The sequence below is a fragment of the Arthrobacter sp. 147(2020) genome, from assembly GCF_013116715.1.
Lineage (GTDB): Bacteria > Actinomycetota > Actinomycetes > Actinomycetales > Micrococcaceae > Arthrobacter_D.
The window spans coordinates 230,398-252,687 of the sequence record NZ_JABFOM010000002.1 but is presented as its reverse complement, the minus strand read 5'-3'; the positions used below and the strand labels follow the sequence as shown (position 1 = coordinate 252,687).

Here is a 22,290-nt window from a genome sequence, read left to right as displayed (position 1 = left end):
TCATGCGTGCGGACTTTGCTGAGGCGGTGTATGAGGTGGCGGAGCAGATTCCCGCCGGCCTGGTGTTGTCCTACGGCGACATTGCCGAACTCCTGGAAATGGCAGGCCCGCGCCAGGTGGGGGCTGCGATGTCCCGCTCCGGGGACGGCGTGCCCTGGTGGCGGGTTATCCGCGCGAGTGGGCAGCCACCCCGCGGCCTCAGCGCACGGGCGGTGCCCTTCTACACGGCAGAAGGAACTCCGCTGCGCACCAAAGAACCGGAAGTGGAAGGGTCCGCAGCCGGGTACACAATCGATATGCGGGCGGGACGCTGGCATCCGACAGCCCAGGAACGCACCATCCTCGACGGCATCCGCGACCGCCTTGCGGCCTACTCCGATCCGGCAGCGGCCCTCCCGGGATCGGCTGAGACTGTGTCAGGCGAAAGAATTGCGTCTCAGAAGGCTGCGGCGAAAATGTCAGTGGCCCGTGATGAGCTGTTGCCATGAGTTTGATACCACGGCTGGTGACCGCTCCGGGCGCCGATGAGCCCGCCTCCTCAGTACCCCACCTCAGCCCCGAGCAGCTCCGGGTTGTTGAGCTGGGTGCAGGCAGCGGGCCGGTGCTGGTGCTCGGCGGCCCCGGCACCGGCAAGTCAACCGTCCTGATCGAGTCGGCCGTGCGCCGGATCAACGAGGAGGATCTCGACCCGTCGACGGTGCTGATGCTTGCCCCCTCACGACTGGGTGCCGCCCGGTTGCGTGACGCATTGACCGCCCGCCTAAACCGGAGCCTCAGCACCGCACCGGCGCGCACCTGGACCTCCTACGCGTTTGACCTGATCCGCAGGGCACGGATCGCCGGCAGGATGCCGGAGCTGGTCCGCAGCCCCCGGCTACTCTCCGGCGCTGAGCAGGACCTCATCATCAAGGAACTCCTGGACGGCCACAACCGGCCCGGGGTCATCGCGCTCGGCTGGCCGGACGGGCTGTCCCTGGCCCTGGGCACCCGTGGGTTCAGGCAAGAGGTCAGGGAGCTGTTCGACCGGGTCAGCGAATACGGAATGGACCCGGCCGAACTCGCGGATCTGGGCCGCCGGTTCGACCGGCCCGACTGGACGGCTGGCGCTCAGCTGTACCGTGAGTACCGCGACGTCGTGGACCTGCGGATGCCCGAAGCCTTTGACCCTGCCGGAGTCCTGACCGCCGCCCGGCACCTGCTGGAGTTCGATGAGGAGTTCCTCGATCAGGAGCGTGCCCGCCTGCGGCTGATACTGGTGGATGACTACCAGGAGTCCAACGCGGCCGTCCACGCATTGCTGACCCTGCTGGCCCGGGACCGCGACGTACTGGTGGCGTCGTGCCCGGACACGGTGGTCCACGGATTCAGGGGTGCCCGGCCGGAGCTCACCGGGAGACTCGCAACAGACCTGACGTCCACCACTGAACTCCACACCATTGCGCTCACGGCTTCCCACCGGTTGTCAGGCCCGCTGGCCAGTGCCTGGCAGAACGTCGCCTCACGCATCTCGGTGGTGGGCGGTTCGCCGGTGTACAGGACGCTTGAAGTTCCGACGCCGGGCACGGGAACCGTTCCAACCGCGGGAACGACCAACGTTTCGGCGCACCTGGTCGATTCTTCGTTCCACGAACTGCGGTACGTTGCCCAACGCATTCTCGAGGCACAGCTCTTCGGCGGACGAAGCCTCGCCGATGTCGCAGTAATTGTCCGGACCGGCGCACAGGTGAACGAGTTCCAGCGCTACCTGACGGGCCAGGGCATTCCCGTTAACGTTCCGGCGGCCGAGCGCGCCATCCGCGACGAACCTGCGGTGAAGCCACTCCTGGACATCTTCGGTGTGGTGCTGGGACAGGTCCACCTCGACGCCGAGGTAGCCGTTTCACTGCTCTGCTCGCGGATAGGGGGAGCCGGGACCCTTGAACTTCGTCGGCTACGCCAGAGTCTCCGCCAGGAGGAGGTGGCGTCCGGCCGCGGACGTACCAGCGACGAACTGCTCGTGGAAGCGCTGACCGATCCCCAGCTGCTCAGCTCCGGGTTGCAGGGCGGTACGGCGGCACGCCGGATCTGTCGCGTGATCGCCGCTGGAACCGCTGCGCTCGACGCACCCGGAGCCAACCCCGAGACGGTGTTGTGGGCCCTGTGGGAGGCCTCCGGATGGTCCTCCAAATGGGCTGACGCGGCAGTGGCGGACGGGCCGTCGTCGGCCCGGGCCGACCGCGACCTTGACGCCGTCGTCGCCCTCTTCCAGACCGCTGAACGATTCGTCGACCAGGTGCCAGGTGCTCCGCCAGCACGATTCCTTGAGTATCTGACCAGCCAGGAACTGCCCATGGACACCCTGGCTCCGCGCGCCCAGAAGCAGGAATCGGTCGCCCTGCTCACCCCTGCCAGCGCGGCGGGCAGGCAGTGGCCCGTGGTCATCGTCGCCGGTATCCAGGAGGGCGTCTGGCCAAACCTCCGGCTGCGGGGGGAATTGCTGGGGTCCGGGGAGCTCACCGCGCTGATGGATCACGGAGCCGACTTCCGGCGGCACCGTGACCCCTTGATCCTGATGCAGGAGATTCGCTTCGATGAGCTACGAAGCTTCTCGGTTGCCGTGTCACGGGCGGCCGAGGAACTCATCTGTTGTGCTGTCGCTTCAGATGTGGCGCAACCGTCCCCGTTCCTCGATCTGGTGGATCCGCTTCCGCCGGGCCAGCTGGAGCGACCCCGCACCGAGGTGCAGCGACCGCTGACCCTCCGGGCACTGGTTGCGGAACTCAGGAAGTATGCGCAGCAGGCCCCCACGCACCCGGACCTTTCAGCGGAGGCGGCGCGCCACCTGGGAACGATGGTCAATCATTCGCCGGAAGTACCCGGCGCACATCCGAACGCGTGGTGGGGCCTGAAGGAACTGTCAACCACGTCGCCTGTCGCGCCAGCGGACCAACCAATCCCGGTATCGCCCTCCAAGGTCGACGCCGTGCTGAAGTCGCCGCTGAACTGGTTCGTCTCGGCCGCCGGTGGCGAACCGACGATGGACTTCGCCCGATCGCTGGGGACGCTGGTGCACGGGATCGCCCAGGACTATCCGGAGGCGACCGGCAACCAGTATGTCGAGGAGCTGCAGCGGCGGTGGCCGTCCCTGGGCATGAAGGAGAACTGGGAAGGGAAGATCGACTTCGAGCGGGCCGAGCAGATGGTCCGGAAGCTCGCCGGCTACGTCTTGATGATGCGGAAGTCGGGCCGGTCGCTGGTCGGCACGGAGGTGGACTTCGAGGTCGACCTTGAGGTTGCAGTCGGGGACGAGCAGCGTGTCGCGCGGCTCCGTGGACAGATCGATCGCCTGGAAATTGATGCCGAGGGCCGGCTGGTTATTGTCGACCTCAAAACGGGGAAGTCCTCACCGCCGCAGGCAGACCTTCAACAGCACCCTCAGCTTGCCTCGTACCAGGTGGCCCTGAACGAGGGTGCGCTGACGGGCGGGCTGGCCCCCGGATCCGGCGGTGCGGCACTGGTTCAGCTCGGCACCACCCGCAAGGAAGCGGGAGTCCAACAACAACCAGCACTGTCCACTGACGACCGGTGGGCGAGGGAAATGATCGAGGAGGCAGCGGGTCTGATGTCCGCAGCGCAGTTTGACACGGTTCACGATCCGAAACGCTCGGGTCACGGCGGATCGGGGTGCAGGCTTCCCGAGATCTGTCCGCTGTGCCCAGAGGGCCGGCAGGTGACCGAGTGACCAGCCAGGCACCACCTACCGATTCCATTGCCACCCCCACTCGTGGTGAAGCTCCGGAGAACCGCCCTGTACCGAGGTTCTCCGCGCGGGAGCTGGCCGAATTGCTGCACCAGGACCCGGATTCGCCGGTGCAATACCCGACGCCCGACCAGGTCACGATCATTGAAGCGCCCCTGGAGCCGCTGCTCGTGATTGCGGGTGCCGGATCGGGCAAGACGAAGACGATGGCTGACCGCGTGGTCTGGCTCGTGGCGAACGCTCAGGTACGTCCCGAACAGATCCTCGGAGTGACCTTTACCAAGAAGGCAGCGGGGGAGCTGTCCACGAGGATCCGGCAGCAGCTCGCCGCCCTCTACCCGGCGTTGCATGCGGCCGGCTACGACGAGGTTGACGAAGACCGCCTCGATCCCAGCGTCTCCACCTACCACTCCTACGCGAACGCGATCGTGCAGGACTACGGGCTGCGGATCGGGGTGGAACGGGATTCGGTACTGCTGGGCGCCGCGCAGGCCTGGCAGCTGTCCAGCTCAGTGGTGGAGGCCTACGAGGGAGAGTGGGAACACTTCAGTGCCGCGAAATCCACCCTGGTGAAAGCTGTCCTGTCGATGGCCGGGGAATGCGCCGAACACCTGGTGACCCCCGCGGAGGTGCGGGGGATTCTTCGGGAACAGATCTCGGCCGTGGGCGAGCTGGAGTACGCCGCAGGCACGTCCCGCCGCCCGGCCCAGGCGGTGTCGAAACTGTTGGACAAGCTGCGGACCCGGATCACCGTCACGGAACTGGTCGAGCACTACTCCGACGCCAAACATTCCCGCCGACAGCTCGACTTCGGTGACCTGGTGGCACTTGCCGCCCGGATCGTCAGTGACATTCCCGAGGCAGTCGAAATGGAGCGACGCAAGTTCAAGGTGGTGCTGCTGGACGAGTTCCAGGACACCTCGTTTGCCCAGATGGTGCTGTTCTCCAAGCTGTTCGGGGACGGCCGGGCGGTCACCGCGGTAGGGGACCCCCACCAGTCGATCTATGGGTTCCGGGGGGCGTCGGCGGGCCAGCTCGGCACCTTCCGCCACACATTCCCTCTGACTGTCGACGACGGGCTCCGTCCGTCACCGGTGGCCAACCTCTCGGTCGCCTGGCGCAATGGAACCAGTATCCTCGCTGCGGCGAACACAGTCGCCGCGGAACTCAACCAGACCCCCAGCTGGCTCCGGTCCACCACCCTGTTCGTTCCCCCGCTCGAACCCAAACCACGGGCAGGTGTGGGCGAGGTCTACCTGGGACGGTTCCTCTGCGAGGCGACAGTGACGAATCAATCCGTATCGAATCACACCGGGTCGAATCACACCGGCACGCTGCCGGGTGAGGCGGCAATCCTCGCGGACCAGGTGGTCCAGCACCGGCGTCGTTCGTTTGAACGCGGCGCCGACGGCCGGCGGCTCAAACCAACTGTGGCAGTGCTCTGTCGCGGGCGCCGGCAGTTTGAACCGATCAGGGCTGAACTTGAACGGCGCGGCATCCCCGTCCAGATCATTGGGCTGGGCGGACTGCTCCGCACCCCCGAAATTGTTGAGCTGTTGGCGGTGCTGAGGGTGCTCGGCGATCCGGACCGGTCGGACTCCCTGCTCCGACTGCTCTCCAGCGCGCGGTGGCGGATCGGTGCGGCGGACATTATGGCTTTGGGCGACTGGTCCCGGCAGCTGGCCAGGCGCAGAATGTTCTCGGCGACCGGGCAGGGCGCCGGTCCCGAGGCGGAGCCTGGCACGGGGGTCAGCAAGGACCCGAACGAGCCAGTGGTCCTGCCTGACACAGTGGAAGCGGGCAGCCTGGTCGAGGCGGTCGACCAGCTTCCGCCGGTTGACTGGGTATCGGGAAGCGGCCGGGGGCTGAGTGCCGAGGGCCGTACCCGCCTGACCAGCCTCCGCGATGAGCTGCGCGTCCTCAGGGATTTCGTTGGTGATGACCTGACCACACTGATCAACGAGGTGGAACGCCGGATTCTGCTCGATATCGAGGTGGCAGCAAAGCCCCAGGTCGGTATCCACGAGGCCCGGCGGAATCTCGATGCATTTGTCGAGGCGGTGGCCGGGTTCAGCTCGACCGCTGAACGTGTTGACCTGGCGGCTTTTCTGGCCTGGCTTGAGGCAGCTGACGCCGAGGAGGACGGCCTGCCCGTCACCCAGCTGGAGACTAACCGGGAGGCCGTGCAGCTGCTGACAGTGCACGCAGCGAAGGGCCTGGAATGGGACATCGTGCTTGTCCCGGGCCTCAACGAAGGGTCGTTCCCCAGCGGTTCGGACTCCCGGTGGAGCAGCGGCGATTCGGCGATTCCCTGGAACCTCCGGGGAGACGCTGCCGAACTCCCACAGTGGGACTGGGAGCAGCCCGACCAGGTGTCCTGGATCGCCAGTGAGAAGGACTTCACCGCCGAAGCCCGCTACCACGCCGAGCGGGAAGAACGACGGCTTGCCTATGTGGCTTTCACCCGGGCCAAGTTCGTCCTCGTCTGCACCTCGGCGGCATGGGGCGGGGGCCGTTCCAAACCGACGCCACCGTCGCCGTACCTCACCGAGCTGCGTGAACTCGCAGAGCAGCGTCAACCTGGCTTCACTCTCCTTGGCTGGTTGCCTGAGGAGGATGAGGGGGATACCAATCCGGCGAACTCAGTGCTGGCACGGGCTGCCTGGCCCGCAGATCCCCTTCGGTCGCGCCGGCCGGGAGTTGAGGCCGCTGCCTCAGCGGTGCTTGCCGCAGCAGCCGAGCAAACGGCCGGTGCGCCCCGAGACACAGCCGGTAGTGACGACCCGTCCCACGTCGCGGGCGGCCGCTGGGCCGACGAAACCCGGTTGGCCCTCGCCCGGCATTCACGTCACGCGGTGAGCTCTGCAGTGGAGCTGCCCGCGCACATATCGGCGTCGCTACTGGTGGAACTCTCCGACGACCCAGCCGCCGTCGCGCGCCAGCTTCGGCGGCCGGTTCCTCGGCGCCCCGGAATGGCTGCGCGCCGAGGAACTGCCTTCCACTCCTGGATCGAGGAGTACTACGGAACGAGCGGGATGCTGGACCTCGGCGAGACCCCGGGAGCGGACTCACACATAGACGAGGCACTTGATCTGGAGGAAATGATCAGCACTTTCAGGAACTCCGTCTGGGCGCAACGCGTGCCCGTGGAACTTGAAGTGCCGATCGAGACGAAGGTGGGTTCCCTGGTGGTTCGGGGCCGGATCGACGCAGTGTTCAGCGACGGTCACGGCAACTGGGAGCTTGTCGACTGGAAAACCGGTACCCCACCGTCCCGGGAGAAACTCGCTGTCCGTTCAGTGCAGCTGGCTCTGTACCGGCTGGCCTGGGCGCGGCTGAAGGAGGTTCCTCTGGAATCAGTCCAGGCGGCCTTTTACTATGCCAGCACCGACACAGTGATTCGTCCCTACGATCTGGCTGACGAGGCGGGGCTGGAGAACATCATTCAGAGGGCGACCGCTGCGCCCCCGACCTCCCGCGATGCGCCGACCCAGCGGGCCGCCCGGGACTAGCTGGACTTGATGATGGGGAGCGCTGTCGTTTCGGTGTCCTCGGTGGGAACCCGGGAAACGGAAACTGCGCCTCCTGTTTTCGTGGCGGCGGGATCTTCGTCGGCAAGCTCCTCCTCACGGAGATCCTGCCCGGAAGTTACCTCGGCTACGAGTTCCTCCGGGGTGGTGCCGGCGAGATGGTCCTCGTCCGACAGCTCGCCGTCCCGGGGATCCCGCCCCTCAACGCCGTCGTCGGACGCGTCCGTGTCGTTGTGCAGGTCACCGTCGTCGATACTGGCACTGTCGTCGATACTGGCACTGTCGTCGATACTGGCACTGTCGTCGAAACCGTCACTGTCGTTAGGATGACCGTCGTAACTGTCGAAGCCATCGTCGGTTCCGCCAGCAGGGCCCTGTTCTGCTAGGTGGGCTTCCTGCGCTGCCAGGTAGGCGGCGGCCGATGCTTCTTCGGCCTGCAGGTCACGATCGAGCGTGGCCATCATGTCTTCCGCCTCGGCGATCATTTCAGCGTTGTCCATGGCCACGCCCCGCACGAGCCACTGCGCCAGCGCGAACTCGGCAGCCAACGCGGCGCGCCGCATCAGGTGCGGGTCGGCGGCGTCCGCACGGGCGGAGAGATACGCGTCATGGACCTCGACGGCGAAACGCGGGTTCGTGGCGGCCAGGAGCCAGGCGAAGTCGTCTGCGGGGTCGCCCACCCGGAGATCGGTCCATCCGGTCACAGCGCTCACCCGACCGGCCGAAATTACCAGGTTGTCCTCATGCAGGTCCCCATGGACCACCGTTGGGTGGAACCGCCACAGGGTGACGTCCTCCAGGGCGTGCTCCCAGCGTCGCAGGAGGTGGGCGGGGATGCGGCCCGTGATGGCTGCCTGATCGAGTTCGTTCAGCTTCCGCTGCCGGAACTCGTTCGCCTCGTAACTGGGCAAATCGGCGTTGTGGACCAACAGCGGGGGAAGATCATGAATGGCGGCAAGCGTGCGTCCCAGTTCGCGGACCATCTCGGGGCCTCCGGCGGCTAGGCCGTCCAATTCGCGGGGGGACCCTTCCAGATGGGCGTACACGAACGTGCACAGCTCGCCGTGGCGCAGGGTTCCGGCAATGTGGGGTACCTGGAACGGCAGTTCCGCCCGCATCGCGGGGGTGAAGGCTTTCAGCGCCTGGAGCTCGGTTTCGAGCCTCATGGAGGCGTCGGGGTGCTTCGGCGACCGCACCCGCCACTGCTTCCCCGAATCGTCGACCAACAGCGCCGATTCGAAGTCTGCAGCGTCATCCGGGACGCCTGCCACCCCGGTGGGGGTAAGCCCGGGTACGGCGGCGCTGGCAATCGCGGCGAGTTCCATGGGTGTCCGTTTCACATCCTCAACGGTAGGGCTGCCATCCGCATAATGGGGTGGTAACGGGCGGCGAGTCGTCAGAACCTCGTCCGCCCTCCGCCGAAAAGCACTGAGAAATGTGTTTTGGGGGAGCAAGAACGTACCGTAGAACCATGAGCGAAACCCTCCGGATCCCTGCACTGTCATCCTTTGGCAATCTCCCCCTGGCACGGGTGTCCCTGGACCGGGGCGGGGCTCTCCGGTCCAGCCCTACGCTGCTGGATGATCTGTGGGGAGCACCCGGCACCCGTGTGATGTTCATTGCGCAGGGCCGGTCACCGATGCTCGATGGCCGGCTGATGTTGAAGGACTCAGCCCAGGTGAAGCGTCCGGACACGCCGATCTATCTCGGCCGGACACTCGCTGATGACCCGGACCACGGCGGTGTCCCGGAGGGTACCCATATTCTTTTGGCAGTCCTGGATGCGGTGGACCCGGACATCCTCGACGACGATGGCTGGGTGGACCTGCGCGCGGCCGCGACTCTCCTGTCCGGCCGGGACGCGGGTATTTTCGCCCAGGCTGTCGCCATCGCCAACTGGCATGCCAAACACACCCACTGCCCCCGCTGTGGCACGTTGACCGAAGTTACTGAGGGTGGCTGGGTGCGCCGCTGCCCGTCCGACGGCACAGACCACTACCCCCGGACTGATCCGGCCATCATCGTCGCAGTCGTCGACGAAGCCGATCGGCTGCTGCTGGGATCGGCTGCTGCCTGGCCGGAGGGAAGGTTCTCGACCCTCGCCGGGTTCGTTGAACCGGGGGAGTCGCTCGAGGGCGCGGTGATCCGCGAGGTCGCCGAAGAGTCGGGGATCGAAGTGCATTCGCCGCAGTACCTCGGATCGCAGCCGTGGCCTTTCCCTGCGTCACTGATGCTGGGCTTCATCGCCACGGCCGTGAATACCAACCAGGTGCCCGACGGCGTCGAAATCATGGACGTCAGGTGGTTTACCCGCTCCGAGCTCTCGACTGCGGTGCGCGCCGGCGACATCACCATCCCCACGGGAGTGTCGGTCTCCCGTGCACTGATTGAGCACTGGTACGGCGGCCCTCTCGATGAGTCAGTCGCGGAGGACCGGCCATAGGCATGGAAACAACTCTCGAAGAGAGGATCCTGGCCGGCCTCGACGACGAACAGCGCACAGTCGCGTCCACCCTCACGGGACCACTGTGTGTCCTTGCCGGTGCCGGGACCGGCAAGACCAGGGCCATCACCCACCGGATCGCCTACGGCGTCCACACCGGGGTCTACAAGCCGCAGCAGGTGCTCGCCGTGACCTTTACAGCGCGGGCGGCTGCGGAGATGCGCACCCGGCTCCGCGACCTCTCCGCTCAGGGGGTGCAGGCGCGGACTTTCCACGCCGCCGCACTCCGGCAGCTCCAGTACTTCTGGCCCACTGCGGTGGGTGGCCCGCTCCCTGCCCTCCTTGACCACAAGGCACAGCTGATCGCGGAGGCCGCCCGACGGCTGCGGCTGTCCACCGACCGCGCGGCCATCCGGGACGTTGCGGCAGAGATTGAATGGGCCAAGGTCTCGATGCTCACCCCCGAGCGGTACACGGCGGCCGCCGCCGGCCGGGTGGAACCCGCCGGTATGGACCTCACCACCGTGGCCCGGATCTTCGCCGGCTACGAGGACCTGAAAATTGACCGCAACGTCATCGACTTCGAGGACGTCCTGCTCATCACAGTGGGCATCCTGCAAGAGGACGAAAAGGTCGCGGCAACCGTGCGGGCCCAGTACCGTCACTTCGTGGTTGACGAGTACCAGGACGTTTCCCCGCTCCAGCAGCGTCTGCTCGACCTGTGGCTTGGCGACCGCCGTGAACTCTGCGTCGTCGGCGACGCAAGCCAGACGATCTACTCGTTCACCGGGGCGACGTCGCGTCACCTGCTCGACTTCACCGGCCGGTACGAGGGCGCCCAGGTGGTCCGGCTGGTGCGCGACTACCGCTCCACGCCGCAGGTGGTCCGGCTCGCCAACAACCTGCTCGCAGCCCGGACCGCCGAAACCGGAAGGCACCCCGGATCCTCCAGCTGGTCGACCCCGCTGGAACTGATCGCCCAGCGGCCGGCCGGTCCTGAGCCGTCCTTCACCGAGTGCAGCGACGATGAAGCCGAAGCAGCCGAGGCCGCCCGCCGGATCGCCGCGCTGATGGACAGCGGGGTACAGGCCAGCGAAATCGCTATCCTCTACCGGACCAACGGGCAGTCCGCAGCCTACGAACAGGCGCTCGCCAGCGCCGGAATCGGCTACCAGCTGCGGGGCGGTGAACGCTTCTTCGCGCGCCGGGAAGTCCGGGACTCGCTGCTGCAACTGCGCGCCGGGGCACGGACCGCCGGGTCCGACGACGTTCCCCAGCTGGTCCGGGACATCCTGGCCAGCCTCGGCTACACAGCCGTAGCGCCAGGAAGCTCAGGCGCCGTCAGGGAAAAATGGGAATCGCTCGCCGCGCTGGTGGCACTGGCCGACGAGCTCAGCGAGTCACGGGCGGCTGACGGGTTCACCCTGCAGGACTTCGTCGCCGAACTGGAGGAGCGGGCCGCAGCCCAGCACGCCCCCACCGTCCAGGGAGTCACCCTCGCCTCCCTCCACGCGGCAAAGGGCCTCGAATGGGACGCGGTGTTCCTGGTGGGACTCAGCGAGGGCCTGATGCCGATCTCCTTTGCCGATACGCCCGAGGCGGTTGACGAGGAGCGCAGGCTCCTCTACGTCGGGATCACCCGGGCGCGGGAACACCTGGCCCTGTCCTGGTCGACCGCCCGCACCCCGGGTGGGCGGGCCAGCCGCAAACCCACACGCTTCCTCGACGGACTGCGCCCCACCGCCGACGGCGAGCGGGTCTACCGCACGCCGAAGGCCCGGCAGCCACGGAAGGTGTCGGCCCCGTCCACCTGCCGTGTATGCGGGAAAGTACTGGGCTCCGGGTCCGAGCGCAAGATCGGTCGCTGCGCTGATTGTCCGGCGACCTATCAGGAAGCCACGTTCGAGGCGCTGCGGGCCTGGCGGCTGGAACAGGCACGAGAGAACGACGTGCCCGCCTTCGTTGTCTTCACTGATGCCACGCTGGTCGCCATCGCCGAAGCGCGGCCGGAAACCATCGAATCCCTCGGTGGTCTCGCCGGGATCGGCCCGTCAAAGCTGGAAAAGTATGGCGAGTCAGTCCTCGCCATCATCGCGGACAGCAACTCCTCATGACGGCCGCGCCCGCCGACAGCTGGTCGCTGGGGACCGGCAACCCGCCCGTTGAGGTCCGACGCTCGGCGCGCCGGCGGCGCACTGTGAGCGCGGACCTGCGCGACGGCGTCGTGATCGTTTCCATCCCAGCCCACTTCAGTGCCGCGCAGGAGAGGGAATGGGTGCACCGGATGGTTTCCAAGCTGCAGTCCAAACACTCACAGACGCCGCGGCACGCCGATGGCGACGGAACCACGGGACCCACGGATGAGCTTCTGCAGCGGGCAGCCGATCTGTCGCGGGACTACCTGCAGGGGAGGGGCCAGCCCCTGAAGATCGGCTGGGTGCGAAACCAGAACTCCCGGTGGGCTTCAGCCACTCCGTCACGCAGGACGATCAGGCTTTCCCACAAGCTGCAGGGCATGCCCGACTGGGTGGTGGACTACGTCATTCTGCACGAGATGGCCCACCTGATCGAACCATCACACAACAGGAACTTCTGGCGGCTGCTGGAGGCGTATCCCCAGACCGAGACGGCCAAGGCATTCCTTGCGGGCGCGGCCTTCGCGGCCAACCACGGGTTGGTTGGCCGCTAGGCAATGACCGGGTCTTGGCCGTGGCCTGGCTCCGTCAGGGGTGTTGTCAGCGACGGCGCCGGGCTGCTTCGAGCCAGTAGTTACTGAAGCCCGCATCGGCCGGATCGATGTTCGTACCGGGGGGAACAATTTCGTCGATCCGGTCAAGGGTCGCGTCGTCAAGGTCCAGGGACGCCGCGTCCAGCAACGACTCGAGCTGCTCCATCGTGCGGGGCCCAATAATCGCGCTGGTGACCCCCGGGTGGCGGAGGACGAAAGCCAGCGCGAGATGAGTCAGCGGAACCCCCAGGTCATCAGCCAGTCCACCCAGGGCATCGGCTGCCTCGAGTTTCGCGGCGGTGACGGGGTTGGTCAGGTCGAAAGGATCCTTCTCGGAGCCACGCCGCGTAGCAGGAAGATCCTGGCCCTTACGGTACTTCCCGCTCAACCAGCCACCGGCGAGCGGGCTCCACACGAGGGTCCCCATCGCATGGCGGTGGGTGGTCGGCAGTAGGTCAGCTTCCACTGCCCGCGCCAACAGGGAGTAGGGCGGCTGCTCGGTGACGAAGCGGGAGGTGCGACGCTCCCGGGCGGCCCACTGGGCTTCAACCACCTGGGAGGGCTGGAACGTCGACGAGCCGATGTACCGGACCTTGCCCTGGCGGACGAGGTCATCGAGCGCACCGAGGGTTTCGTCGATGTCAGTGTGCTCGTCGGGCCGGTGCATTTGGTACAGGTCGATGTAGTCGGTGCCCAGCCTGCGCAGTGAGTCCTCGACCGCGCGCATGATCCAGTGGCGGGAACCGCCGCGGTAGTTGGGAAGCTGTTTCATGCCGTTGAAGAATTTGGTGGCGATCACCAGATCTTCGCGGTTGCCATGCTCGGCGATCGCCTTGCCGAGAATTTCCTCCGACTCGCCGTATGCGTAGATGTCGGCGCTGTCGATGAAGTTGATTCCCGAATCGATGGCGCGCCGGATGATCCGGATCGAATCCTGGTGGTCCTTGTTGCCCCAGTCGCCAAACATCATGGTGCCGAGGCAGAGGCGGCTGACCTCCACACCGGTCCGGCCAAGCTGGGTAGTCGGCTGGGTCGTGGTGGTCTCAGACATTAGGCTTTCTCGTCTTCCGGATTGTCGTCGTCGTTGTCGTTCGGCTCAGCTTTGTCAGTCGGGTCAGCCCCATCCGCTTCGGGCGCTTCGTCAAAACCGCCGTCGAGCAGACGCTGCAGCGCCGCATCAACCTCGGAGTCCGAGGACTCGGCAAGCTGTCGCCGCTGGCTGAACCCCTGGGGGTCGTCGAGGTCTTCTGCTGTTGGCAGCAGGTCTGGGTGCTCCCAGACCGCGTCCCGTCCCTCAATGCCTCGTTCCTCGGTGAGGTGTGCCCACAGCGCGGCCGCGTCACGGAGTCGCCGGGGGCGTAGCTCAAGTCCCACGAGCGAAGCGAACGCCTGCTCGGCAGGGCCGCCGGTGGCGCGGCGCCGCCGTACCATTTCCCGCAGGGCGGCGGAGGATGGCAGGTTGGCGGTGGCGGCTGCGGTCAGCTCGTCGACCCACCCCTCCACCAGTGCAAGGGCGGTTTCGAGCCTGACCAGGGCGGCGTCCTGTTGTGGAGTGCGTCCCGGCATGAAAACGCCCTCGGAGAGGGCAGCCTGCATGGACTCGGGGTTGGACGGGTCAATGTCCCGTGCGACCTCTTCGATTCTTGACATGTCGATGTGGATCCCGCGGGCATAACTTTCCACAGCACCCAGCAGGTGGGCGGACAGCCAGGGCACCCTTGTGAACAAGCGGGTATGGGCGGCTTCCCGCACGGCGAGGAACAGCCTGACTTCCTGCTCGGGAATGTCCAGGCCCTCGCCGAACGCGCTGACGTTGGCAGGGAGGAGTGCCATCTGCCCCTCAGCAAGCGGCACGCCGATGTCGGTGGAACTCACCACATCCTTGGACAGGCCGCCGACCGCCTGGCCCAGCTGCATGCCGAACATGGCGCCACCCAGGTTCTGGAGCATCGATGACGCTCCGCCCATCATGGTCTTCATTTCCTCAGGCAGCTGCTCCGAGATCGCATCGGAAAGAGCCTTCGCGATGCTGACAGCTACCGGTTCGGTCAACCGCTTCCAGGTGTCCATGGTCGCCTCGACCCATTCGGCGCGCGACCACGCACGGCCGAGGGTGCTGGTGGAAGGGAAATCAGTCACCGGATCCAGCCACATTTCGGCGAGCTTCAGGGCCTCGTCGACGTCGCGCCGCTGCTGTGGCGTGACCGAGGGATCGCTGTCGGATGCCGCGACACGTCGGGCGTGTTCATGGGCGAGCTTCCAGTTCACCGGCCCGTCGCTTTGCGCAGCGAACATCGCCTGCACCTGCTGCATCATCATCGCCATCGCCTGGGGGTCGGAGGGCAGTCCCGCTGCTTTGGCCAGCTCCTGCGGATCCATACCCTGTGCGTTACCACCCATCAGGCGCGCCAGCATTTCGGCGAGGGGGTCCTTGGGGGTGTCGCCGTCGTCGTTCGACGGATCTGACGGGTTGGACGTCACTGCTACCACCGGTCCTGGAATTGGCTGCTGTTGGATGTGGCTGCTGCTGGAGCCGGAAGTGGCTCAGGTGCAGCCGGTGAACTACTTGTTCTGGCGTCCACGTTACCCGCCGCTCTCTCGCGTTGTCCCGGGCGCGCTGAACCGTTCGCTGAGGGCAAAGCGGACACCTGGCCAGCGATAGGTGCCCTCGGCCGGTGCAGGAAGTACGCTGGAGAGGCTCACGCGTGGGGTCCGGGGAACTGGCAAAGTCTGGCGAGGACAAGTTGTTCCATCACGCACTACCAGCCAAGAGCGCAGTGTCTGATCGTTGCGGCAGTGTCTGAAGACGGCAGTGCCTGAATTCAAGAGAAGGTTCCCTGTTGACCCAGCCCACCCACGTCGACGTCCCGCCGCCGCCCACCAAGGCATCCAGGGACCCCCGCTTTACGGTGATGGTGGTGTCGGGATTCCTGGCGCTCCTGCTGGGTGCGGCGGCGATCCTGCTGCCCGCGCCCTACGTGGTGGAGTCTCCCGGCCCCACCTTCAACACCATCGGGGAGATCGATTCCCAGCCGCTCATCGAGGTGGAAGGCAGGGAAACCTTCCCCACCTCCGGCGACCTGGATCTGACCACCGTGTACGTGACCGGCGGGCCGGGAACCCAGCTTGGCATCTTTGAAGTCTTCAGGGCATGGCTCGACCCCACCGAGTCGGTGGTGCCCCGGGAGCTGCGGTACCCGCCCGATGTCACGCAGGAGGACATCCAGGAGCAGAACGCGGTAGCGATGACGTCCTCCCAGGAATCGGCAATTGCCGCAGCCCTCGCCCACCTGGACATTGAGTTCGAGGAGGAGCTCTCCGTCGCGGGCCTGGTCGAGGATGCGGCCGCGACAGGAATCCTTGAGGAGGGCGACGTCATCACCTCTGTCGACGGGACCGAAGTCACCAATATAGGGGTGCTCCGGAGCTCACTGAACGCTGCGAACGGCGAGTCGGTCGACATTGGACTGCTGCGCGACGGCGGGGAGATCACCGAGGCCGTCACCCCCAAGGAGTCACCGGAGGGGGACTTCCAGCTCGGGGTGGGGCTGGTCGCCAACTTCACCTTCCCATTCGACATCACCATCGCCCTCGACAACGTCGGCGGCCCGTCGGCCGGATCGATGTTCGCCCTCGGGATCGTCGACCTCCTCACCGAGGGTGAGCTGACCGGGGGCAAACACTTCGCCGGCACCGGAACCATCGACTCGGCCGGCACCGTGGGTCCCATCGGCGGGATCCGCCAGAAACTTGCGGGTGCCCGTGAGGCGGGGGCCGAAGTGTTCCTGGCCCCGGCCGCCAATTGCGACGAGGTGGTGGGTCATGTTCCCGACGGGCTGCAGGTGGTCCGGGTGGAAACCCTCGACGACGCCGTGGCAGCGGTCAGCACTCTCGGCGCCGGCAACGACGGCGCCGACCTTCCCACCTGCGAAGCCGGCTGATCGGGGAGAACAGCACCTCGCCGATGCTCCCTCACGGCTGGTTTGGACACGATTTCATTTCGATCTTGGGTCAACAGGCTCGGACCGGAACGAAATTGGGCTGCTCAGACGTGTTCAGGGCAGAATGGAAAAGCATGGAACTACTGCGTCGCACTGCCGATCTGGGCAGTGGGAACGGGGTTTCCGTGATCCAACGGATCCAACGATGAGGTAAATGTGACTTCCGGAGAAGACCGGCCGTTCGGCGGCAGGCCGAGCCAGACCAATTCCAACAGCGCGAAAAGACGCAGCCCGCTCATCCCGACGTTGGTGGTGCTGGCCGTGCTGGTCATCGCCTTCGTCTGGGTCTCCCAGATCTACGCCGATGTGCTCTGGTACAGCCAGCTCGGATTCGTCGAGGTCTTCGTGACGGAGAACCTTTCCCGGATCGGCCTGTTCGCAGCTGCATTCCTCATTATGGGGATCTGCGTGTACTTCAGCCTCCGGGTTGCGTACCGGTCACGGCCGATCTATGCCCCTGACAGTGCGGTCCAGGACAACCTGAACCGGTACCAGGCCCAGCTGGAACCCATCCGCCGCCTCCTGATGCTCGGCATCCCAGTGGTGCTTGCGGCCTTCGCCGGCACCGCCGCCGCTTCCCAGTGGCAGCCGGTCCTGCTGTTCTTCAACCAGGAGCCCTTTGGCGAGGTTGACCCCGAGTTTGGCCTGGACATTGCGTTCTACGTGTTCACCCTGCCGTTCCTGACCTTCCTGATCGGCTTCCTGATCAGCGTGGTCATCATCAGTGCCATCGCCGGCATCCTGACCCACTACCTCTACGGCGGCATCCGCCTCGAGGAAAAGGGCCTCTTTACTTCCAAGGCAGCCCGCGTCCACATTGCCATCCTCGCGGCGCTGTTCCTCCTGTTGCAGGGCGTCAACTACTGGCTGGACCGCTACGCCACCCTGACCGGTACCGGCGGACGCTGGGACGGGGCTCTCTACACCGACGTCAATGCGGTGATTCCCACCAAGGCGATTCTCGCCGCAGCCGCGATCATCGTCGCCGTCCTGTTCATCGTCTCCGCCGTCATCGGCCGGTGGCGCCTCCCGATCATCGGCACCGCGATGCTGATCATCGTGGCTATCCTGGCCGGCGGCGTGTACCCCTGGGTCATCCAGCGCTTCCAGGTGGTGCCCTCAGAGTTCAGCCGTGAAGAGCCGTTCATCGAACGCAACATCGATCTGACGCGTGCGGCCTACGGGCTGGACGAGGTCGAGGTCAGCGCATACAACCCGACGGACATCCCCGAGCCCGGCGCCCTTGACGAGGACGGCGAAACCACTGCGAACATCCGGCTGCTCGACCCGAACCTGGTCAGCGACGCCTTCAGCCAGCTCCAGCAGTTCCGGCAGTACTACCAGTTCCCCGAGACCCTCAACGTCGACCGGTACGAGATCGACGGCGAAGTCGAGGACACTGTGATCGCTGTTCGTGAACTGAACACTGCGGGCGTACCGGACGGCTGGATCAACGAGCACGTCCTGTACACGCACGGTTACGGGATTGTCGCTGCAGCGGGTTCGACCACCGAACCTGATGGCCGCCCGACCTTCATACAGTCGGGGATCCCGTCCACCGGGTCCCTGGGCGATGAGTCGACCTATGAACCCCGGATCTACTTCGGCGAGGAATCCCCGTTGTATTCGGTAGTCGGCGCACCCGAGGGTGCCAACCCGATCGAGATTGACCGCCCGCAGAGCGAGGAATCCGACCAGCAGTCGCGCAGCACCTTCCAGGGCAGCGGCGGACCCGACGTCGGCAACATCTTCAACCGGTTGGTGTACGCGCTGAAGTTCCAGTCGACCGACCTCCTGCTGTCGGACCAGGTCAACAGCGAATCCCAGATCTTCTACGATCGGGATCCAGTGGAGCGGGTCGAAAAGGTCGCCCCTTACCTGACCCTCGACGGCAACAGCTACCCCGCGATTGTCGACGGCCGCGTGAAGTGGATCATCGATGGGTACACCACCACCGCCGACTACCCGTACTCGACGCAGCAGGAGCTGCAGTCGGCAACCCAGGATTCACTGACCGCCGAGGGGCTTGCCACCACGCTCCCACCGGAGCAGGTCAACTACATCCGTAACGCGGTCAAGGCGACAGTCGATGCCTATGACGGATCAGTGGACCTGTACGCCTGGGATGAGGAAGACCCGATCCTGAAGGCGTGGCAGAACATCTACCCCTCCTCGTTGCAGCCCTACAGCGCCATGTCGGCTGACCTGATGGCCCACGTCCGATACCCGGAGGACCTCTTCAAGGTGCAGCGCGAACTGCTCGCCCGGTACCACGTGACCGAGACTGAGCCTTTCTACAGCAACAACGAGGCCTGGAGCGTTCCGAACGATCCGACGCTTGAAGGGGAGGCCATCAGTGTCCCCCAGCCGCCGTACTACCTGTCACTGCAGATGCCCGAGCAGGAGGGGGCCAGCTTCTCGCTGACCACCCCGTTCATCCCGTTCGTCCCTGCGGGCCAGGAGGCACGGAACGTGCTCTACGGCTTCCTGGCCGCCGACGGCGACGCCGGCACTGGCGAGGATGGCGTGAAAGCCGATACCTACGGCACGCTGCGGCTGCTCGATTCATCAGGCCAGGATTCAGCGGTCGGCCCCGGTCAGGCTGCCAACCTCTTCAACTCGGACACCACCGTGTCGCAGGAGCTGAACCTGCTGCGTCAGGGTGCTTCCGAGGTGATCAGCGGTAACCTGCTCACCCTGCCCATCGGTGGCGGCGTGGCGTACGTGCAGCCGGTCTACGTTCAGTCGTCCGGCGACTCGTCCTTCCCCGTCCTGCGGCGGGTTCTGGTGAGCTTCGGCGAAGAAGTTGGTTTCGCACCGACCCTCGCGGAGGCTCTGGACCAGGTCTTCGGCGGAGACTCGGGAGCGGTGACCGGTGACAGCGAGAACGTCGGCGAGACGCCGGTCGATCCTGCTGCTCCACCGGTGGAGGGTGAGCCCACCGAGGGCGAACCTACTGAAGAGCCCACCGCACCGGCGACCGGCGGAACCGACGATCCGGCAGCTGACCTTCGGGCGGCACTTGAGGACGCCAACACGGCGATCCAGGAGGGGCAGGATGCCCTCGCCGACGGTGACTTCGCTGCCTACGGTGAAGCCCAGGATCGTCTGAGCGACGCTCTGGCACGGGCACTGGAGGCCGAAGAGCGGCAGTCAGGGGCCGCGCCAGCAGGGGAGTAGGGCAGCGAATAGCCGCCCGATTCCCGCCGATTTGCACTATCCACCCCGGGGCCGTAACGTTGAGTTTACGCCGCGGGGTGGAGCAGTTCGGTAGCTCGCTGGGCTCATAACCCAGAGGTCACAGGTTCAAATCCTGTCCCCGCAACGAGAAAGAGATCCCGGCCAGTCACAGACTGGCCGGGATTTTTTGTGTGCCCAGACGAGCCCCCCGAACGAGCCCCCGGAACCAGTCTGCTGGACCAGCCCGGAGGGCTGCGCCCAGGGCTTTCACCGGCGCAGCCCCGACGGCTCATCCACTTCGGGTTGGGGAGCCTTGTCTACCGCAGCTAGCTGCCGCGGAGGTCCTGGTAGGCCGACAGGGCACGTTCCCTGGTTTCTGCCAGGTCCACCACCGGGGAGGGGTAGCCGCCCGGTGCTTCGGCATCCTTCCACGGCTCGTGGACGTTTCCCGCAGCCCTCAGTTCTGGAACGAAGCGCTTGAGGTACGCGCCGTCCCGGTCGAATTTCTTGCTCTGGGTGACCGGATTGAAAATCCTGAAATAGGGTGAGGCATCGGCACCCGAGCCCGCAACCCACTGCCAGTTCGCCGGATTGTTGGCGGGGTCGGCGTCTACCAGGGTGTCCCAGAACCATTGCTCTCCCACCCGCCAATCCACCATCAGATTCTTGATCAGGAATGACGCCGCGGCCATTCGCACCCGGTTATGCATCCAACCGGTGTCCCACAGCTGGCGCATTCCCGCATCAATCAGCGGGTAGCCGGTGCGTCCACGCTGCCACGCACCCAGTTCGCCGGGTGTTGGCGTCTGCCACGCGAACCCATCAAAGTCCCGCCGGTAGTTCTGGGTCGCCAGATCGGGGTTGTGGTACAACAACTGCCAGCAAAACTCGCGCCAGCCCACCTCGGAGCCGAAGACCTGGATGTCCTTCGCGATCGAAGGGTTGGTGGCAGCCTTCGACGCGTGCCAGATCTGGAACGGACTGATCTCGCCGAACCGCAGGTGGGGTGAGAGCCGGCTGGTGCCCTCGACACCGGGCAGGTCCCTGTTCCCGGCGTACCCGTCAACCGATCCGTCCAAAAACTCATCCAGCCGTTCGGCGGCTCCGTCCTCGCCGGGGGTCCACTGTTCCTGTAATCCTGCAGACCAGTCCGGCCGGGTGGGGAGTAGGCCCCAGGCGGCGAGGTCCTCCGACGGCAGAGAGGGGCCCGCCAGACGCTCAGGAGCGGGCAGGGGTGCCCGTGGTTCGGGCTGGTCCCTGCAGGCCCGCCAGAAGGGCGTGAACACCTTGTATGGTCCACCGGCACCGGTGGTGATCTGCCAGGGCTCGAACAGGAGGTTGGCCTGAAAGCTGGTTGCTTCTACCCCGTTGTCGCCACACCACGACTTCAGCGCAGCGTCGATGGTCCGCTCCGGCTGTCCATACCGACGGTTCCACAGGACCCGGTCGGCGCCGGTTTCTTGCACCAGGGAGCGGATAACATCACCGGCTGGACCGGAGCGCAGCACCAGTTGGCCGCCAAGCTGTTCGATGGCTTGGCCAAGTTTGGCAAGTGAATGGTGGAGCCACCAGCGGGTGGCTCCACCGAGAGGGCGGATACCCTCGCTTTCCTCGTCGAAGACGAAGCAGACAATAGTGTTTTCGGCGTCAGCCGCGAGGGCTGCGGAGAGCGCTGGGTTGTCGCCAAGGCGTAGGTCATCGCGGAGCCAGACAAGTTGTTGTTCAGACATGATGCCAATCTACCTGGCGCGGGGGACAGGAAGAGGGCAGCAAAAAGCCGGCGCCCTTCGCTCTGCGCCGGACGCCGGCTTTGTGCTGCGATCCCCACGGGCCTACCCGCGGGGATAGCTGAGTTACTGGCCGGGCCGGTATTCCTCGGAGTCGCTGCCCTGCCCGATGGCCGACGGCGTGCGGCCGCCGGAGCCGCCGGACTTCAGGGCGGCGAGGCGCGCTTCGACCTCGGTCTGTTCGCCCAGGTCTTCGAGGCTCTCGAACTGCGAATCGAGGCTTGAATTGGCCAGTTCAGCCTGACCGAGCACGCGGGCCTCCTCGCGGCGGATCTTCTCCTCGAACCGTCCCACCTCGCTGGTGGGGTCCATGAAGTCGATGCTCTTCACCGCATCGTGCACCTGCTGCTGGGCCTGCGCGGTGCGGGAGCGGGCGATCAGCTCGTCGCGCTTGCTGGTGAGCTCGTTGAGCTTGCCCTTCATCTGGTTGAGACCGGTCTTCAGCTTCTCGACGATCTCTTCCTGCGACCCGATGGTCGGCTCTGCGCCGCGTGCCTCGTTCTCGGCGGTCATCTGGCGCTGGATAGCCACCTTGGCCAGGTTGTCGAACTTCTCGGCATCGACCGTATCGCCGGCGTTGCGGTACTCATCGGCCTTCTTCGACGCGGCAAGTGCCTTGTTGCCCCAGTTTCGGGCGTTGTCCAGGTCTTCCTTGTAGTCCTCCTGCAGCATCCGCAGGTTGCCGATGGTCTGGGCCACAGCGCTCTCGGCCTCGGCAATGCTGTTGGTGTAATCACGGACCATCTGGTCCAGCATCTTCTGGGGGTCTTCCGCCTGGTCCAGGAGGGAGTTGATGTTTGCCTTGGCTAGCTGGGCGATACGTCCGAAGATTGACTGTTTTACCATGGGTTTGCCTTTCAATTCGCGTCTGTTCTGGATAGG

General features: G+C 65.8%; 13 protein-coding genes and 1 tRNA gene. 9 read left to right on the top strand and 5 right to left on the bottom strand.

The window, feature by feature from the left end:
- Positions 1-2 precede the first annotated feature (2 nt).
- Genes HMI58_RS03365 through HMI58_RS03355 form a run of 3 tightly spaced genes read left to right on the top strand, consistent with a single transcriptional unit; the run spans position 3 to position 7,251 of the window.
- Positions 3-488 carry an MGMT family protein gene (locus HMI58_RS03365; protein WP_171618143.1) on the top strand — a complete coding sequence of 162 codons (486 nt, stop codon included), beginning with the start codon at positions 3-5 and terminating at the stop codon, positions 486-488.
- Positions 485-3,721 (top strand): ATP-dependent DNA helicase, encoded by a 3,237-nt coding sequence (locus HMI58_RS03360; RefSeq protein ID WP_171618142.1) that lies wholly within the window; start codon positions 485-487, stop codon positions 3,719-3,721. The genes HMI58_RS03365 and HMI58_RS03360 overlap by 4 nt, the downstream gene beginning before the upstream one ends.
- Positions 3,718-7,251 carry an ATP-dependent DNA helicase gene (locus HMI58_RS03355; protein WP_318779115.1) on the top strand — a complete coding sequence of 1,178 codons (3,534 nt, stop codon included), beginning with the start codon at positions 3,718-3,720 and terminating at the stop codon, positions 7,249-7,251. Before HMI58_RS03360 ends, HMI58_RS03355 begins: the two co-directional genes overlap by 4 nt.
- Here HMI58_RS03355 and HMI58_RS03350 read toward each other — a convergent pair.
- On the bottom strand, positions 7,248-8,609 hold the full coding sequence (locus HMI58_RS03350; protein WP_345890609.1) for a phosphotransferase: 1,362 nt from the start codon (positions 8,607-8,609) through the stop codon (positions 7,248-7,250). The genes HMI58_RS03355 and HMI58_RS03350 overlap by 4 nt on opposite strands.
- Before the next feature lie 131 nt (positions 8,610-8,740).
- Between HMI58_RS03350 and nudC the strand changes: the two genes are divergently transcribed.
- Genes nudC through HMI58_RS03335 form a run of 3 tightly spaced genes read left to right on the top strand, consistent with a single transcriptional unit; the run spans position 8,741 to position 12,401 of the window.
- A complete protein-coding gene (nudC, locus tag HMI58_RS03345) occupies positions 8,741-9,712 on the top strand; it encodes an NAD(+) diphosphatase (protein WP_171618141.1) in 972 nt (323 codons plus the stop codon).
- A gap of 2 nt (positions 9,713-9,714) precedes the next feature.
- A complete protein-coding gene (locus tag HMI58_RS03340) occupies positions 9,715-11,826 on the top strand; it encodes an ATP-dependent DNA helicase UvrD2 (protein ID WP_171618140.1) in 2,112 nt (703 codons plus the stop codon).
- On the top strand, positions 11,823-12,401 hold the full coding sequence (locus tag HMI58_RS03335; protein WP_171618139.1) for a M48 family metallopeptidase: 579 nt from the start codon (positions 11,823-11,825) through the stop codon (positions 12,399-12,401). Before HMI58_RS03340 ends, HMI58_RS03335 begins: the two co-directional genes overlap by 4 nt.
- 46 nt (positions 12,402-12,447) lie before the next feature.
- Here HMI58_RS03335 and HMI58_RS03330 read toward each other — a convergent pair whose 3' ends face one another.
- Positions 12,448-13,491 (bottom strand): aldo/keto reductase, encoded by a 1,044-nt coding sequence (locus tag HMI58_RS03330; RefSeq protein ID WP_171618138.1) that lies wholly within the window; start codon positions 13,489-13,491, stop codon positions 12,448-12,450.
- Positions 13,491-14,921 (bottom strand): zinc-dependent metalloprotease, encoded by a 1,431-nt coding sequence (locus HMI58_RS03325; RefSeq protein ID WP_171584081.1) that lies wholly within the window; start codon positions 14,919-14,921, stop codon positions 13,491-13,493. Before HMI58_RS03325 ends, HMI58_RS03330 begins: the two co-directional genes overlap by 1 nt.
- A 359-nt stretch (positions 14,922-15,280) precedes the next feature.
- Between HMI58_RS03325 and HMI58_RS03320 the strand changes: the two genes are divergently transcribed.
- The 3 genes from HMI58_RS03320 to HMI58_RS03310 all read left to right on the top strand — a co-directional run bounded on the left by HMI58_RS03320 (position 15,281) and on the right by HMI58_RS03310 (position 19,766).
- Positions 15,281-16,381, top strand: a complete 1,101-nt coding sequence (locus tag HMI58_RS03320) for a S16 family serine protease (RefSeq protein ID WP_171618137.1) — start codon at positions 15,281-15,283, stop codon at positions 16,379-16,381.
- Between the two features lie 309 nt (positions 16,382-16,690).
- The gene (locus HMI58_RS03315; protein ID WP_171584317.1) at positions 16,691-19,621 is read left to right on the top strand and encodes a UPF0182 family protein; all 2,931 of its coding nucleotides are present in this window, start codon (positions 16,691-16,693) and stop codon (positions 19,619-19,621) included.
- 71 nt (positions 19,622-19,692) lie between these two features.
- Positions 19,693-19,766: transfer RNA gene (locus HMI58_RS03310), tRNA-Met, on the top strand.
- A 181-nt stretch (positions 19,767-19,947) separates the two neighbouring features.
- Here HMI58_RS03310 and HMI58_RS03305 read toward each other — a convergent pair.
- Both HMI58_RS03305 and HMI58_RS03300 read right to left on the bottom strand, forming a co-directional pair.
- Positions 19,948-21,351, bottom strand: coding sequence for a deoxyribodipyrimidine photo-lyase (locus tag HMI58_RS03305; protein ID WP_171618136.1), 1,404 nt, complete (start codon positions 21,349-21,351; stop codon positions 19,948-19,950).
- Between the two features lie 123 nt (positions 21,352-21,474).
- Positions 21,475-22,254: a PspA/IM30 family protein gene (locus HMI58_RS03300; RefSeq protein WP_171584084.1), complete on the bottom strand. Its 780-nt coding sequence runs from the start codon at positions 22,252-22,254 to the stop codon at positions 21,475-21,477.
- Between the last annotated feature and the right edge of the window lie 36 nt (positions 22,255-22,290).

What these genes read in the sequence shown, in the direction of transcription:
- HMI58_RS03300 (WP_171584084.1), bottom strand. Translation starts at nt 22,254, where the DNA reads ATGGTAAAACAGTCAATCTTCGGACGTATCGCCCAGCTAGCCAAGGCA.
- nudC (WP_171618141.1), top strand. Translation starts at nt 8,741, where the DNA reads ATGAGCGAAACCCTCCGGATCCCTGCACTGTCATCCTTTGGCAATCTC.
- HMI58_RS03305 (WP_171618136.1), bottom strand. Translation starts at nt 21,351, where the DNA reads ATGTCTGAACAACAACTTGTCTGGCTCCGCGATGACCTACGCCTTGGC.
- HMI58_RS03335 (WP_171618139.1), top strand. Translation starts at nt 11,823, where the DNA reads ATGACGGCCGCGCCCGCCGACAGCTGGTCGCTGGGGACCGGCAACCCG.
- HMI58_RS03340 (WP_171618140.1), top strand. Translation starts at nt 9,715, where the DNA reads ATGGAAACAACTCTCGAAGAGAGGATCCTGGCCGGCCTCGACGACGAA.
- HMI58_RS03365 (WP_171618143.1), top strand. Translation starts at nt 3, where the DNA reads ATGCGTGCGGACTTTGCTGAGGCGGTGTATGAGGTGGCGGAGCAGATT.
- HMI58_RS03330 (WP_171618138.1), bottom strand. Translation starts at nt 13,491, where the DNA reads ATGTCTGAGACCACCACGACCCAGCCGACTACCCAGCTTGGCCGGACC.
- HMI58_RS03360 (WP_171618142.1), top strand. Translation starts at nt 485, where the DNA reads ATGAGTTTGATACCACGGCTGGTGACCGCTCCGGGCGCCGATGAGCCC.